Below are 15,655 nucleotides of genomic sequence, written 5' to 3'. Positions count from 1 at the left end.
CATTAAAATGTACTTCATTCAATTTCAATGGAATAATTAAGCCAAAGTAACAGCGGGTTTTATTACCGGTGAAATATTTTGCCTTGACTTAGTTCACATTTTTGTTAACTTGCAGTCATGCGGAAAATCGAATTTTACAGAACCGAAAATGAAGACTCACCAGTTGAAAGGTTTTTAGATTCACTAAATGATAAACAAGCTGCGAAAATTGCCTGGGTCCTCAGAATTGTTCGAGATTATGAAAGAGTTTCAAAAGAGTATTTTAAGAAGCTCGTTGGCACGGATGATATTTGGGAAATTCGTATAAAATTTGGAAGAGATATTTTTAGAATATTATGTTTTTTTGCAAAGGGTAAAATAATTGTTTTAACAAATGGTTTTGTAAAAAAATCACAAAAAACACCTGTCTCTGAAATTAAATTAGCAGAGAAGCGAAAGAAAGAATATATCGAAAGGAAAAAATAATGGATGATCTTGAGAAGTATATTGGTAAACGGAAAATGCAAAGTAATAATTTTGCGGATATTTTTGAAAAGGGATACGAGAATTTTAAAATTGGTGTTTTATTAAGACAGGCGAGAGAAGAAGCTGGGATTACACAAGAGGAGTTAGCGGAAAAATTACAAACAAAAAAATCAGCGATTTCCAGAATTGAAAATCATTCTGAGGATATTCGTCTGTCTACATTAAAAAACTACGTTTCTGCAATTGGCAAAAAGTTACAAGTTAATATTTTATAGAACTATCGGTCTGTAGCAAAAAGTTTAAACTAATCTCACCAAATTACCGGGTGGCGCACACCCATCTTAAAGGCTTAACTACAAAATATTTACTTTTTTTGGTGACCAGCAATATGGCCAGGAAAAAGGATAAAAAAATACCAATTGTAAAAATCGTATCCATGGGTGTTTTATTTGGGTTTGAAGGATTGCTGCTAATGTATCATTAAAAGACACTGCATTCAATTTCAATATAAATTGTAAGCGGTCTTAAAAAAAGTATAGTTTTAAACAGTTGAAACTATAAAATTTATATTGTATAGTTATAGAGATAATATGTGATTGAATAACGCTAATACTATGTTAGGCTAAATTAAGGTAAGTATGCAAACTCTTTCTAATATCAATAAATATATTATCATTCTTCTAACTTTTGTACTAACAATCTCTTGTGTACAAAAAAATTCACCTGTTAAACATCCAAAGATTATTGGTCCTTATGTTCAAATGCCTGGAAAAGATCATGCTTATATTTATTGGGCTGAGAATACAAATTTTTTACAAAAAGGGGTATCATTTGAGAATTTAAATTCCGTCGATCAAATTTGGACACACCATAAGCAGTATATTGTAGCTACTCGAGAAGCCCAAGAATCGCGAGAAATCTATTATAAAATTCCTGGCATTGGAAAAGGTAATTTTAAGTTTGCACCGAAAGATTGGAGTGTACCGTTTAATTTTGTTGTTTTTGGTGATAATAAATCTTGGCATACAAATCAGGAAAATTCAGATGAAAAATATTCCAAAATTATTGCACTTGTTGAAGAGAAAAAGCCTGAATTCATAATTAATACTGGTGACATCGTATTTGAAGGGCGAGATTATAGGGATTGGGAAAAGTTTTTTGAAATTAGTGGAGAGTTGATGAAAAATATCCCATACTTTCCTGTGGTTGGAAATCATGAAGAAAGTTCAGAACCATTATATAATTTTTTTGAATTTCCAAATAATAAAACTTATTACAGTTTTAATTGGGGTGCCGCTCATTTTATTGTACTAAACTCGAGTGGTTTTGAATCGTTGGTTGAAAGAAGAAAGTATCCAGAAATTGAATGGGGAAAATATACTTCGTCATTTATGGAAAAAGTTGAAAAACCCTTTTTCAAAGAGCAATTAGAATGGCTAATTTCGGATTTAGAAGGACATAAAGGTTTCCCATATATTTTCGTAGCTTTTCATTATCCGGTTTATAATACTTTGGATAGAAAAATTGAAAACTCTTTTATTATTAACGATGATTGGAAACCATTATTCAAAAAATATAATGTTAGTGCTGTCTTTAATGGTCATAATCACCATTACCACCATGTCGAAGATCATGGTACGCATTATTTGATAACAGCTGGTGCTGGAGCAGGTATTTATTCTCGAAAATCTGAATTATTCCCTGGTGAAGTTAAATATGCAGAGGATAATCACTTTATTTTAGTTTCAATTTCATCTGAGGAAAGCAGTTTTAATGTTTACAATATTGACAACGAAATAATAGAGTCATTTAACATAAATAAGCGCAATTAAATTTTAGCCTAAAAAAATGTCAAACTGAATTTGCTCGTGGGAGCATGAACTCGGTGTGGAAGTTTTACAAATCGCAAATCAGCTTAACATTCGGGCGTTATACACTTACGGATTTCAGGGAATAAATCTAAATATGTTTTGATTGAAATTATTGATGTGGATATTTTGATCGTACCGTTGATTAGACAATACAGAAAATAACTATTATCGAAAGTTGAATATAAAATGAAAACAACGACATTTCTAACATTTGTAGGCGACAAATGCGGGAAAGCTGAGGAAGCAATAAAATTTTACACTTCCATCTTTCCGAATTCGGAAATTAAAAGCATAAAAAAATACTCGGAAGAAGAAGCAGGGGGAACACCTGAACTTATAAAATATGGAGTATTTACACTAAACGGAACTGACTACATGGTTTCTGAAAGTAACTATAATCATGCTTGGTCATTTACACCTGCAGTTTCACTATTCATAAGTGATAATTCTGATGATTTAATACAAACACTTTTCGAAAAGCTTTCTTCAAATGGTGGTCAGATAATGGTTCCTTTAGACAACTACAAAGGTGAAGGTGATTACGGATTTGGAAAGAAATTTGGATGGTGTGAAGACAAATATGGTATATCGTGGCAATTTCTCCTTTCTGAATAAATAAAATATAAATGAAAAATTTAATACAAATTATTGAAGCTAAAATAACTACTACCAACAATTGCTAATGGGCATGGTTTTATTTGCTTTTTTAAATCTTCCTGAAAGCAAAAAGCCATCCTTCATATTTAATCCAAGAAAATAAAGATTTGTCGCACCGGCTATTAATTCCAATCCCTGGATGGAATAAAACCATTCATTGTAATTTCCAGCGCCCGCTAATGATTCCAATAAAAATGCGCATGGAATAAGAATTAAAACACCATTAGATGCTATGATTTTCAGACGTGTTAATTTTTTCTGAATAAGCTTTCCCTTTTTATTTTTTGCGATAAGATTCCCAGTGATGCCTGTTGCCATCATTGCTGGAATCAAAATTAGCAATCCATATAAAATGCTTTTCTTTACAAAATAAATTGAGTCAGGACTTCCTATTATTTCAACCACAATTGTTGAACTAAAAAACAGTGCAATGGTCAGAAATGCTATAAATGCTGAAATTACATGGGCTTTGATTTTCACTATTATTCTCCTATGCTTTATTATTTAGTTTCATGAGCTACAATGCTGGCTTTTAACAAAATCGATTCTTTTGCATCTTTCACAACACCGCCACCTACTGTTGGAGGTTCCATTCCAAAATCGGAATATAGAACTTCTATTTCCCCGAATATCTTTATCTCGTTTGAACTTCTGTTTATCACGACAGGAAATGAAAGAAGCTTTTTTATTCCATTAACCGTCAATGATCCGACGGCAATAAAGCCATTGTTGGATTGATCTGTTGAATTTAGTTTGCTTAGAGAATCAAGAATAAAGATAATCTGCGGATGCGTTTTACTTTTGAGAATTTCAGCAATGTGCTCATCCCGGGAGTCATTACAAGACGTAAAACCATTTGCATCGATAATTATTTTTGCTGCGGAGTTTACGAGGTTTAATGGGTCCAGATTTATAACCCCGGTTACTGAGGAATTTTTGCCATTAATCGTGCTTCCAAAAAGGAAGAACATTTCCGTTTCAGCAACATATTCCACCATGCTGTTATTTGAAACATGGTAATTAGTGTGTTCTTGGCTTTTAGGATTTTTGTTGTCCTGGTTGATTTGGCCAAAGATGGCTACCGTTAAGCCAATAATAATAATAGATATTTTGTACATTTCCTCTCCGTTTGATATATGATATACTGATAGTAAGTACAACAACTAATATAGTAAAAAAATATTAATCCAAATTATTAGAAATTTTAATCATAACTTTTTTTAATATTGCCATTTCCTCCTCACCCAAATTTTTTAAAGCCTTTTGATTTATTTCATGAGCGAAAGGAACTAATTGGGATTTATATTCTTTTCCTTTGCTATCCAAAAAAATCTTAAAGCTGCGTCGGTCAAGCTCATGTTTTTGACGTTTTACCAGGCTATTCTTTTCCATTACATCTAAAATCCTGGTAATATTCGCTTTGTCTTTAAATGTTAGATCGGCTATTTCAGTTTGAGATAATCCATCCTTTTCCCATAACCTGTTTAGAACAGCCCAGTGTTCAGGAGTAAGGGTATATCCATTTTTTTTAAATGCACTATCCAATTTTCTTTTGAATTGTTTTGCAACCCTGTTTATTAAAAAACCAACTGACTCATCAAATTTGAACATCTTTCACCTATATTTAGTTGTTATGACAAATATATATATACTAATTATATTAGTCAATTATTTTTTTTCTTAACAAAAAGGGATCAATTTTTACCACATGTTGAAAAAAATCATTGAGCAATGTATTTTCAGGCCAACCAACATGCCAATACATTTCTCATATGAATCTACAGTTTGATCTGCTTGCAATAATAAATACTCTGGGTGCCTTTCAATGCTTTCTTATAAGTTTGGCCTTGTTTAGCCTAAAAACAGGCAACCGCACTGCAAACCGCTACCTGGCATTTTTCCTGTTAACCCTTTCCTTGTTCATTTTTGATGAAATCCTTTATAACAGCGGCTTATACCAATATTACCCGTACACCTACGGCATTGGCACAACCTTCGACTTTTTGCTGCCGCCGTTTTTGTATCTTTATATAAAGGCGCTTACCGTCCAGGATTACACACTTAAAAAGAAAGAGGCCATTCATTTTGTTTTGGCTGCAATCATTCTTCTTCTTTCACTCCCCGGTATTTTTCAAAGCAGCGCAATAAAAAGCGCAGCCTATTTAAACGATTTACAAGAGAACCTTAACCTGGGCACTTTTGAGATTGTTTTTTCGCTGGTCTTTCAGATTTATATCGGCAGCTATTTTGTAACTGCCCTGGTTAAGCTAAATAGTGCTCTTAACAATGAGGCGCTGGATAAGGATATTCCGGTTAAATTTAAATATCTGCGGGGATTGATAATTGCCATGTTGTTTGTGCTTGCCGTGCACATCTTCTTTTTCTATACACCCTGGTTTGATGAAACAGCCGATGTTTATCTTTTGTTTTTGCTGACAGTAATTGTGTACATAATGGCTTTTACCGGCATGCGCCAGTCGGAGATTTTTACAGCCGATCTGCTCAAGATTAATCCGCAGAAATATAAAAAATCCACTTTAACGGATGAGGTGGTTGAGAAAACGCTTTCAAATTTGCAGCGTCTGATGGAAGTGGAAAAACTTTATCTTAACAGCGATTTAAAATTACCCGATTTGGCTTCCCAGTTAAAGGTCACGACCCATCAGCTCTCACAGATTATAAATGAAAAGTTTGAAAAGAACTTTTTTAATTTCATAAATGAATACCGCATCGAGGCTGTAAAATCAATTCTTAATGATCCGGCCTCCGAGAACCGCACCATGCCGGATATCGCTTTTGAGGTTGGATTTAATTCTTTATCCGTTTTCAATTCTGCCTTTAAAAAAGTTACCGGTCTATCACCCTCCGAATTCCGCAAACAGAGTTAATATCTCCCTTCCCCTTTTTTAGGTTATTGCAGTTTCTTTTTTTACCACAGAGTTCGCAGAGTAGAAATAATAAGTTCTTGTATAAAACCTTTGCGTTCTTTGCGGACACTGCGTTTACTTTTTGTATTAGCAAAACCCACAGCTTTCCTTTGGCAAATTATAAACCCCACCACTTACCGGGTTTATAAACTCGTCAATTGAAATTATCGGATCGGTAGAAAAACAGATCTCCAAATTGGTAATGTTACGCCGTGCTTGATGATCAAGCCGGAAATTGAAAACACATTAACCAACAAAAGGAGATTTACTATGTTTTTATCACTTAACCCATCCCGCATCAAAAAGGGATTAATCATTTCTTTAAGCTCGGCACTGTTTCTGTTTGCCTGCTCCGAGTCTTCCACCGAACCCAAAACAACTAAGCCGGATTATGGCATCGCGGGTGATGGCAATTTAACAGAGATTCTTGAGTATACTTTGGATGAAACCAAGGTGCCTGCAATTTCCGCACTTCTTTTTAAAGATGGGCAAACCATCGAAATGGCTGCGGCCGGAAAAACCAAAATGGGCGGTTCTGAAGAAGTCACACTTTCCGGCAAATGGCATGTTGGCTCCATAACAAAATCAATGACTGCTACACTGGCTGGAATTTTTGTCGAAAAAGGATTGATAAACTGGAACTCCACCATAGCTGAAATCTTTCCGGAATACACGGATGCGATTCTTGCAAAATATCACGGTTTAACCCTGCAAGAATTTCTTACCCATTCCAGCGGAATCGAAGAAATCGATTTGCGGCAATGGTATGCAAGTTCTGAAAACATTATGGATCAACGGCTGGAAGTTGCCGGTGAAGCTTTGAATACGGAGTTCAGCGTAACGCGCGGTGAGTTTTCTTACAGCAACACAGGCTTTACAATTGCTGCCGCTATGCTGGAAAAAGTAGGCGGCAATTCCTGGGAAGAATTAATTCAGGAAAATTTATTTCTGCCTTTTGGGCTCGCCCTGGGGACATTCTGCAAGTAACCAGACGCCTGTTGATCCAAGCACGCTCGAATCTGACAATCCGCAAGTTATGGGACCCGCAGGAGATGTTCATACAACATTAGCAGATATCGCCAAATATATAAACTTCCATTTGGACAGAGGCGAGAGCCAGACTCTTTTGTCTGCAGCCACATTTTCAAAACTGCAAACCGGTTTGATAGATATGGATTTAAATGGATTGTTGTACGGGCTTGGTTGGAATGTCACAGCGGATGGAAAAGTGATGTTTCATTCCGGCAGCAATACAAAATGGCTGGCACAGTTGACAATTAACCACGAAAAAAATGTGGGCATTTTTATAGTGACAAATATTGCCGGTGAAAAGGCGGATGAAGCCATAGGCCTTGTTGGAGAATTTCTTGTTAAACGCGAAGAAGCATTGAGTAATTAAACCAAATAAAATATTAGAAAATGAAAAAGGAAAAAGAGATGCCCGCTTTAAATAAAAAAAATAGAAAATACGAATGGCACATTTTTACAGCTGTTCTGTTTGGAGTGGGCATTACTCTGTGGTTTATGCGCAATTATTTAAGTGATGTTTATCTCGCGATAATATCAATCGGGTTACCGGGAATTGTTGCTTTTTTACTTCAATCAATGTTTAACAGGAATGTGGGTTTTCCATTCTGGAAATACATTGATTTAAAATATTTATTTATCGCTTTAATGCCATTTCTTGGCAGCTGTATAATATTGTCGCTCTTTTTTAATGCAGATGCACATTTAAAATTTGCAAACTCAATCGGGCAAATAAGCTTGTTTTTTGTGGCTGTAGTTTGCGCAGAGTTTGCCTGGCGCAGCTATTTGCAAAATGTGCTGGTAAACAGGTTTAATTTTTTGCCAGGTGTAGTACTTGTTGGAATTACCTGGGGATTCTGGAATTTATTTACTGAATTTTTAACAAGCGGCCCAGACTCAGTAAATGGTTTTACAGTGATTATGACCTTTGTTCAACTAATCGCGATTTCAATTTTCAGTGGATATATCCGCAGAAGAAGCCAGTCATTGATCATAGTTTCGCTGATTCATTTTAGCTGGATTATACTTCGCTTTTTTCCAGGAGGGCAATTCTGCTCAAACTGTCATGAATTACCTTTTTACATTTTCCAAACCGCCATTTGGGTCTTCTCTGCGGAAATTGTCATTTGGCGTCTATTAAAATCAAAAAAACACAATTCAAAACTAACACACAATTAAAGGAGATTTATCATGAAGTCATTAATTATAATCATATCATCATTATTTGCTACAACCGTTTTTGCACAAAATATAGATACCGAGGGTTTTGGTTTTGGCGGACCGGAATTTATGCACACTCACATCGCCGGTCAAAATGCTTTTATCGTTGGTGGAAAAGGTGGAAAACTAATCAATGAGAATTTCGCCATCGGTGGCGGTGGATACGCACTTGCCAATTCGATTGATAAACTGAATAACTCGGTAAATGGGACAAATGTTGATTTGGCTTATGGCGGTGTTGTATTTAGCTACTTCACTAAACCAATTTCGGATTTCAATTTTTCAGGATCGGTTTTAATCGGTGGTGGAGGTTTATCATATAAAACAGATGATAAACTCGAAACCGAAGATGAGTTCTTTGTCGTTGTTCCATCCATTGATGTTCAGTATCAAACCTTTGATTTTATGAGACTAAGCGCGGGGATCGGATATCGGTTCATCAACGGTATTGATCTTAAAGGTATTAAAGATTCGGATTTGAATGGGCTTAATTTAAAGCTCTCTTTTATGTTTGGTAATTACATCGAAGATTAATTAAACAATTTACCTTCCGGGTTTTGATACCTGGAAGGTTCTTAATAAAAAGGAAATGATCATGAAAACATTTAAACTTATTATAACAGCACTTTTAGTTTTACCAATCTTTTTATCAGCGCAAGAAACAAAATCAAAATATAGTATTGGGATGAAATCCACAATTATCACCTCAAAAATGAAGCTGTCCGAATTAGATGCACAATTTTCTGACTTAAAGTCTAATGGTAATAAAGGGCCTCACTTTAATACAATTTATTTGATGGTTGAACACAATAGCTACTTTCGTTATGGCCTTGAAACGCTAATAGCCAATTCGGATATTGACGGCCAAACCACTTATGCAATCCAGGCAGCAGGCCTTGTTGCTGAGTTATATTATGGTGAAACCTTTTTTGTCAATGGTGGCGTTCAGATCGGAGCCGCGATAATATCCGCCATGGCAAAAGATGGTAAAAAGGCGTCTGATTCAGAAGTGCAAACCGGGTCACACTTCAAAGCGGGTGGCGTGCTTTTTTCACCTTATGTAAATGTTGGTTATAAAATTGGAAAATGGTCGCCATATTTAACTTATAAACCCATTTATTTTTCTGGGGAGAAAGACAGCCAGGCAGATTTATTTGATGGGTCATTTTTTGGTGCGGGTTTTAGTTATAGTTTGTAAAAATAAAATTGAAATGGTGGAGGGATAATTAGTTCTCTCCATCTTTTTAAAGTAGCGTAGAATTTAATATATTCTTAGAATCATTTCGGCCCGGCAATCACAAAGGAGTTTTATGAGACATTTTACATTTTTGATAATTATTGTTTTTGGCCAATGTCTGCAAGCTCAGGATGGAAGCACTAAAAATTTTATAGGAATCAATCCTTCAATTACTGTTGAACCATTCTATGAACAAGGCGAGTTCGATATCAATATTTTGCCGGTCGTTTACCAAAAACCAATTAATAATTTTGTTGATGTTCGATTAACCTCAATTTTGAGCCTAGGAATAAGAGATAAACAAAGTGGAATAAACGGCGTTGGATTTGAAACTGCTGCTCCGATCTTTCTTAATAAAAGGGAAAAGGACGATCTACAATCAAAAGGTTTTTTTATAGCTTCAATTTTCAGCCTTGTTCGATACACAAAAGAGGAACACACTAACTTTGGTTTTTGGCTGGAGCCCGGTTACATTTTTTCGCTTGATAATGATTTTTCCATCTCTATCGGTGGTCAGTTTGGAGCAACATATTTCGATCATGATAAGATTAGGAATAAATGGGGAGAACATATTGGCGCCAAATTTATTATTGGAAAATGGTTTTAATACTCAGATTCCTTTAGGGTATTTTTTAATAAAATAAAATTTTTTGAAACATACCTTGTAAAACATAGTATTATGTATTATAATTAGCCAGGCTATACACAAAAGGCATAAAATGAATCTCGAGAAATGGCAATCACAAATACGCAAAGGAACCCTGGAGTTTATCATTCTGTTGGTTTTAAAGGAGAATGAATTTTACGGGTATGAGCTGATAAAAAAAATAAAAATGTCACTGAATATGGAGACATCGGAGGGTACAATCTATCCAATCCTGACACGTTTAAAAAAGGCAGAACAGCTGACAACCCGCTGGGAACACCAGGAGAGTGGTATGCCGCGCAAGTATTATCAGATAACAGAAAAAGGATTGGAAACGCTGGAAAAGATGAAAAAAGAATGGCTGCAGTTTGCCGGATCAATCCAAAGCCTGATGGGGGAAAAATGAAACTTGAAAATATTTTTAAAGATGCAAACAGTATAAAAATCTGGCAGAATTATTTTAAACAGGTTGCAAAAGCAATGCAGGTGCTCGATTCTGACTCACGCGAAGAAACGGCAATGGAACTTCAGGACCATCTTTATAATAGCTTTAAGGATGAAAAAGGAACGGATGAAGTGTCCAGGTTATTGGCCGCAATTGAAAAACTGGGTGAACCTCATGAATTTCTAAAACCGGTTGTTTCCGATAAACTCTTGCAACGCGGGACAAAAACACTTTCTCCAAAAACATTGTTAACAGGATTGGCTTACAAACTTACCGGCGGTATCGGCAGCTTATTTATGGCCCTGCTTTTTGGAACGGGATATTTGCTGACATTCATTTTTGGATTAATGTCTTTTGCCAAATTTTTATTTCCGGAAAATGTTGGTTTATTCCGCAGGCCTGATGAGAGTTGGAGTTTTGGAATACTGAAAGTCACTGAAGGCGCTACCGAACTTCTTGGCTATTGGATTGTACCGCTCGGGTTGCTTGCTGCATTTATACTCTATTTTATCTTGACTCAGCTTTTAAAGTTTACCTTAAAAAAGGAATGAGATTTTTTTATCCCAATACTATGTAATACAATGTACTAACTATAACAACTATTAAGGAGAATATCATGAACACATTTTTTAACATAACCCTAATCACTTTGCTTTCCTTAAGTCAACTATTTGCCCGCAGTTTCAATGATCCACAAATTATGGAGGCTGAATCAATCAAAACCGTTTATATAAAACTGAATGGGGTAATTATCATCGAAAACAGCCTTGATAACAAGGTTCATATAAAAACCACAAGTAAAGTAGATGGCAAAATAATTGGATTTTCCAACAATGAAGATTTAAGCGCTTATCGTGTTGAGACATTTATGGATGAAAAAGATCTTACCATCAAGCCGGCCAAAAGAGAAAGCAGATGGACGGTTGGCATAAACACAGTCAGCGAGGAGAACACTCATATTATTCGAATCCCAAAAGATAAAAATGTGGTGATTAATTCCAGCGATGCAAACATCAATATAAATGGCCGCTATGCTCTTTTAAAAATTAATAACCGGGAAGGCGAGACAGAAATAACCGCTTTGGAAAATGATATTAGATACCTGACTTGCAGAAGCGCAAATGGGGAAATTTGGTTTAATGGAAAAGAGCAGGAAGAAAGTTATATGAATATTTTACCTGGCAATGCAGTAATTGATGTAAACTCATATCGCGGCATAATAAAAATGTATGTAAAATAAAGATGTGTAAAATATGATGCATTAATTGTTATTATTAAGCCCATTGTTTTTATAAGATGGGCTTTTTGCTTATTATAGATTCTATCTGCTTCAATTTATTACCTTTTTGTATATTTATAAAACTCTTATAACCAAAACTTATAATCCTATAACTAAAATCAATTGGTTTGTCCGTTACCATTACACTATATTGATCACCACACTCAAAATCCATATTTCAAAAAAATAGGAGGCACCTTATGAGCAACGAAAGTAAGTGTCCGGTAACACATGTAGCTGGTGGTGGAACATCAAACCGCGATTGGTGGCCAAACCAGTTAAAACTCAATGTTTTGCATCAACATTCTCCCGGTTCCAACCCAATGGGCGAACATTTTAACTACGCTGAAGAGTTTAAAAGCCTGGACCTGGAAGCATTGAAGAAGGACCTTTACGCATTAATGACCGATTCACAAAATTGGTGGCCTGCAGATTATGGTCACTATGGCGGGCTTTTTATTCGGATGGCGTGGCATAGCGCAGGCACATACCGAACAGGTGATGGACGAGGTGGTGCCGGAACTGGAAATCAGCGTTTTGCTCCTCTTAACAGCTGGCCCGATAATGCAAATCTCGATAAAGCTCGATTTCTCCTTTTGCCAATCAAACAGAAATATGGAAGAAAAATATCATGGGCAGATCTTATGATCCTTGCAGGTAATTGTGCCCTTGAGTCGATGGGTTTCAAAACATTCGGATTTGCCGGTGGAAGAGAAGATATCTGGCAGCCTGAAGAAGATATTTATTGGGGCGCAGAAGCAGAATGGCTGGGCGATAAACGATATTCAGGAGAGAGGGATTTAGAAAATCCGCTTGCGGCAGTTCAGATGGGTTTAATTTATGTAAATCCTGAAGGCCCGAACGGCGTTCCGAGTGCAGTTGCATCAGGACAGGATATCCGTGAAACATTTGCACGTATGGCCATGAACGATGAAGAGACAGTTGCGCTTGTAGCAGGTGGGCATACTTTTGGTAAAACGCACGGTGCCGCTGATACGGGACATGTTGGCCCTGAGCCGGAAGGGGCCGGAATAGAAGAACAAGGCGCCGGTTGGAAAAGCAGTTTTGGAAGTGGTAAGGGAGATGACACGATAACAAGTGGTATTGAAGGAGCCTGGACACCAAACCCAACCAAATGGGACATGGGCTATTTTGATATGTTGTTTGGTTATGACTGGGATGTTGAAAAGAGCCCTGCCGGAGCTTATCAATGGGTGCCAGTCAATGTAGCTGATAAGGATTTAGCACCTGCTGCTCACGATCCATCCAAGAAAGTTAAGACCATTATGACCACAGCCGATATGGCAATGCGCATGGATCCTGCTTATGAAAAAATATCGAGACGTTTTCATAAAAATCCGGATCAATTTGCAGATGCATTTGCCCGTGCCTGGTTTAAACTGACACACCGTGATATGGGCCCGAGATCGCTTTATCTGGGATCTGAAGTTCCAAAGGAAGAGCTTATCTGGCAAGATCCAATCCCGGCAGTTACTCACGAACTAATCAATGAAAAAGATATTACATCACTTAAAAACAACATAAGTTCTTCAGGATTGTCGGTCTCACAATTGGTTTCGACTGCCTGGGCTTCAGCATCTACATTCCGTGGTTCCGATAAACGCGGAGGAGCGAACGGGGCGCGTATCCGTCTTGCACCACAGAAAGATTGGGAAGCCAATCAACCTGCTAAGTTGAACACTGTTTTACAAACTCTTGAAGGCATTCAAAAAGATTTTAACGATGCCCAAGCAGGTGGCAAGATTGTTTCAATGGCCGATCTTATTGTTTTGGCCGGATGCGTTGGAGTTGAGCAGGCAGCAAAAAATGCCGGCAATGATATTAATGTTCCTTTTACGCCAGGACGTGGAGATGCTTCTCAAGAGCAAACCGATGTGGATTCCGTAGCTGTGCTCGAGCCTGCAGCGGATGGTTTCCGTAATTATCTCAAAACAAAATATGCTATATCCGCCGAGGAGTTGTTAGTAGACAAGGCACAATTGCTCACACTTACGGCTCCGGAAATGACGGTCCTTGTTGGTGGTATGCGCGTTTTAAACACTAATGTTGGCCAGACACAACACGGCGTATTTACAGCCAATCCAGAATCTCTTACGAATGATTTTTTTGTAAATCTACTTGATATGCGTACTACGTGGAATGCAAAACAGGACGATGAAAATATTTTTGAAGGCAGAGATCGCACAACAGGTAAAATTAGATGGACCGGCACTCGGGTCGATTTGATTTTTGGTTCAAACTCGCAGCTGCGTGCTTTGGCAGAAGTATACGGAAGTTCTGATTCGCAGGAGAAATTTGTTAATGATTTTGTTGCTGTTTGGAACAAGGTTATGAATTTGGACCGCTTCGATCTTGCCTGATTTGCTTCTTTGATCATTTAAAAAGTATTTTGATTATAATCCCGGTTTTTGCTCTGTCTATTACCGGGATTTTTTTTAATTAATAAAGGATAGGCCTGCTGGTTAATAATGCACCTTTTAAATACATCATTTCACCGCTTCTTTTCTCTGTAAATCACAATTAAACTTGTAATAACACATATTGCATTTGTTTCACACTTTGCTAAAAAAGTATAACTTTATACGGTTGAATCTGTTGGTTTTATGTCGTATAGTTATAAAGTGAAAGAAAGACTGAATCACACTAATATTATGTTATACAAACAAAATCCGAAAAAATGAAAAAGAAAATTTTTATATTTATTTCAATTTTTTGTCTGGCCAATTATGCTCAAAGCGATTGCGGACAATCTAAAAGTTTTATTGGAAATGCCTTCAAAACTGATTTAGTTGCCTTGGTTACAATTGATAGTTCCTACCATCATGGCTTTTTACTAAATATAATTGAAGTCTGGAGAGGTAAAGTAAATTCTGATTTGATTTTGGTTTGGTCGAATTCTGAGTGTGAAACAGAGCGAGACCAAATTGAAGGAAGTAAAGGTGACACTCTTCTTGTTTCAATTTATCATCAAAAGCAGGACATTTCTTGTAATACTAAATATATTGATTTTGTAGAGAAAGCTGGGGAAAATGTTTTTCATACTGATGATTGTGAAACAAACATTCTTAAAATGAAACATGGTTTCTTCATAGGTCAAATTTCAAAAAAATCTGGTACTTTCATTGAAGATGGCAAAAGTAATTTTTATCCGTATGAAGAAGAAAAGCAATCCCTTAATTTTCTAAAACAAATTATTGCGGTTTTAAAATAATTAATATTTATCTGGTTATCACAGTTGAGTTTGTATAACAAAATGTTGTACACGGAATTTTACGTGCGACTGTGAATCGGTAACCGGAAGTTTTTCCAACGTAAAATCCGGTAAACATTCGGCCGTTAGCATTTAATTCATTTTGGTAAATATGACAGATAACAATATACTTGATCTTGTTTTAATTTTGGTTTTATTGGTCCTAAATCTTTCATCAAAAAAATAGCAACAGCTTTTAATTCTCAAGACATTAACTTTTCTTCTAATCCTCAATTTTCTAAAAAATATCTTTTGGAAGGAGAAGATGAAAGTGAGAATAGCAGAGTATTCACAACAAAAGTGTTACAATTTTTTGAGCAAAAAGAAAATGTACTAAACTTAGAAACTAATGGAACAAATTTTATCTATTTCAAATATGATCAAAGAATAAACCCTAATGAAGTAAAAGACTTTCTTGTTGAGGCAAATGAAAGTCTAAACATTTTTTGATAAACTTAACACAAAAATTATGCTAACAAAATATACTATTAGGCTTAGATAGTCAATAGTAAAGTGAGAACCCCACCGTTGTAGTTGAAAAGTTTTCTTTCTTTTTTGCTTCTTTTTTCTTTCTTTAATTATCCACAAAATGTGGAAAACCATCTCCCTC

The 15,655-nt window shown here is 36.1% G+C and carries 19 protein-coding genes; 16 read left to right on the top strand and 3 right to left on the bottom strand.

Features of this window, described 5'->3' with window-relative positions:
- Nucleotides 1-117: 117 nt before the first annotated feature.
- From HND50_18690 to HND50_18675, 4 genes are all read left to right on the top strand, one after another.
- Nucleotides 118-465 (top strand): type II toxin-antitoxin system RelE/ParE family toxin, encoded by a 348-nt coding sequence (locus HND50_18690; GenBank protein NOG47276.1) that lies wholly within the window; start codon nt 118-120, stop codon nt 463-465.
- On the top strand, nt 465-740 hold the full coding sequence (locus HND50_18685; GenBank protein ID NOG47275.1) for a helix-turn-helix transcriptional regulator: 276 nt from the start codon (nt 465-467) through the stop codon (nt 738-740). Before HND50_18690 ends, HND50_18685 begins: the two co-directional genes overlap by 1 nt.
- Nucleotides 741-1,103: 363 nt before the next feature.
- Nucleotides 1,104-2,297, top strand: a complete 1,194-nt coding sequence (locus tag HND50_18680) for a hypothetical protein (GenBank protein NOG47274.1) — start codon at nt 1,104-1,106, stop codon at nt 2,295-2,297.
- 225 nt (nt 2,298-2,522) lie between these two features.
- On the top strand, nt 2,523-2,951 hold the full coding sequence (locus HND50_18675) for a VOC family protein (GenBank protein NOG47273.1): 429 nt from the start codon (nt 2,523-2,525) through the stop codon (nt 2,949-2,951).
- Nucleotides 2,952-3,002: 51 nt separating this feature from the next.
- Here the strand turns inward: HND50_18675 and HND50_18670 are convergent, their stop codons facing one another.
- The 3 genes from HND50_18670 to HND50_18660 all read right to left on the bottom strand — a co-directional run bounded on the left by HND50_18670 (nt 3,003) and on the right by HND50_18660 (nt 4,604).
- Nucleotides 3,003-3,473, bottom strand: a complete 471-nt coding sequence (locus tag HND50_18670) for a hypothetical protein (GenBank protein ID NOG47272.1) — start codon at nt 3,471-3,473, stop codon at nt 3,003-3,005.
- Between the two features lie 20 nt (nt 3,474-3,493).
- Nucleotides 3,494-4,111, bottom strand: a complete 618-nt coding sequence (locus HND50_18665; protein NOG47271.1) for a YceI family protein — start codon at nt 4,109-4,111, stop codon at nt 3,494-3,496.
- A 64-nt stretch (nt 4,112-4,175) separates the two neighbouring features.
- A complete protein-coding gene (locus tag HND50_18660) occupies nt 4,176-4,604 on the bottom strand; it encodes a MarR family transcriptional regulator (GenBank protein ID NOG47270.1) in 429 nt (142 codons plus the stop codon).
- A gap of 113 nt (nt 4,605-4,717) precedes the next feature.
- On the opposite strand from HND50_18660, the gene HND50_18655 reads away from it, so the two are divergent.
- The 12 genes from HND50_18655 to HND50_18600 all read left to right on the top strand — a co-directional run bounded on the left by HND50_18655 (nt 4,718) and on the right by HND50_18600 (nt 15,006).
- Entirely contained in the window at nt 4,718-5,881 is a 1,164-nt protein-coding gene (locus tag HND50_18655; GenBank protein ID NOG47269.1) for an AraC family transcriptional regulator, read from the top strand.
- A 309-nt stretch (nt 5,882-6,190) separates the two neighbouring features.
- Nucleotides 6,191-6,907 carry a serine hydrolase gene (locus HND50_18650; GenBank protein ID NOG47268.1) on the top strand — a complete coding sequence of 239 codons (717 nt, stop codon included), beginning with the start codon at nt 6,191-6,193 and terminating at the stop codon, nt 6,905-6,907.
- Complete coding sequence (locus HND50_18645; protein ID NOG47267.1) at nt 6,876-7,319, top strand: serine hydrolase; 444 nt, start codon at nt 6,876-6,878, stop codon at nt 7,317-7,319. Before HND50_18650 ends, HND50_18645 begins: the two co-directional genes overlap by 32 nt.
- A 38-nt stretch (nt 7,320-7,357) precedes the next feature.
- Entirely contained in the window at nt 7,358-8,125 is a 768-nt protein-coding gene (locus HND50_18640) for a CPBP family intramembrane metalloprotease (GenBank protein ID NOG47266.1), read from the top strand.
- Between the two features lie 12 nt (nt 8,126-8,137).
- Complete coding sequence (locus HND50_18635) at nt 8,138-8,701, top strand: hypothetical protein (GenBank protein ID NOG47265.1); 564 nt, start codon at nt 8,138-8,140, stop codon at nt 8,699-8,701.
- 61 nt (nt 8,702-8,762) lie between these two features.
- Nucleotides 8,763-9,365, top strand: coding sequence for a hypothetical protein (locus HND50_18630; protein NOG47264.1), 603 nt, complete (start codon nt 8,763-8,765; stop codon nt 9,363-9,365).
- Between the two features lie 112 nt (nt 9,366-9,477).
- Nucleotides 9,478-10,011 carry a hypothetical protein gene (locus tag HND50_18625; GenBank protein ID NOG47263.1) on the top strand — a complete coding sequence of 178 codons (534 nt, stop codon included), beginning with the start codon at nt 9,478-9,480 and terminating at the stop codon, nt 10,009-10,011.
- 112 nt (nt 10,012-10,123) lie between these two features.
- Complete coding sequence (locus HND50_18620) at nt 10,124-10,456, top strand: PadR family transcriptional regulator (protein ID NOG47262.1); 333 nt, start codon at nt 10,124-10,126, stop codon at nt 10,454-10,456.
- Nucleotides 10,453-11,046 (top strand): hypothetical protein, encoded by a 594-nt coding sequence (locus tag HND50_18615; GenBank protein NOG47261.1) that lies wholly within the window; start codon nt 10,453-10,455, stop codon nt 11,044-11,046. Before HND50_18620 ends, HND50_18615 begins: the two co-directional genes overlap by 4 nt.
- Nucleotides 11,047-11,111: 65 nt before the next feature.
- The gene (locus HND50_18610) at nt 11,112-11,735 is read left to right on the top strand and encodes a hypothetical protein (GenBank protein NOG47260.1); all 624 of its coding nucleotides are present in this window, start codon (nt 11,112-11,114) and stop codon (nt 11,733-11,735) included.
- A gap of 239 nt (nt 11,736-11,974) precedes the next feature.
- Nucleotides 11,975-14,155, top strand: a complete 2,181-nt coding sequence (katG, locus tag HND50_18605) for a catalase/peroxidase HPI (protein NOG47259.1) — start codon at nt 11,975-11,977, stop codon at nt 14,153-14,155.
- A gap of 317 nt (nt 14,156-14,472) precedes the next feature.
- A complete protein-coding gene (locus HND50_18600; GenBank protein ID NOG47258.1) occupies nt 14,473-15,006 on the top strand; it encodes a hypothetical protein in 534 nt (177 codons plus the stop codon).
- The last annotated feature ends 649 nt before the right edge of the window (nt 15,007-15,655 follow it).

It is taken from the genome of Calditrichota bacterium (assembly GCA_013112635.1).
In the GTDB taxonomy this organism is placed as follows: domain Bacteria; phylum Calditrichota; class Calditrichia; order Calditrichales; family J004; genus JABFGF01.
The sequence above is the reverse complement of the archived record's forward strand: the minus strand, read 5'-3'. Positions and strand labels throughout refer to the sequence as shown.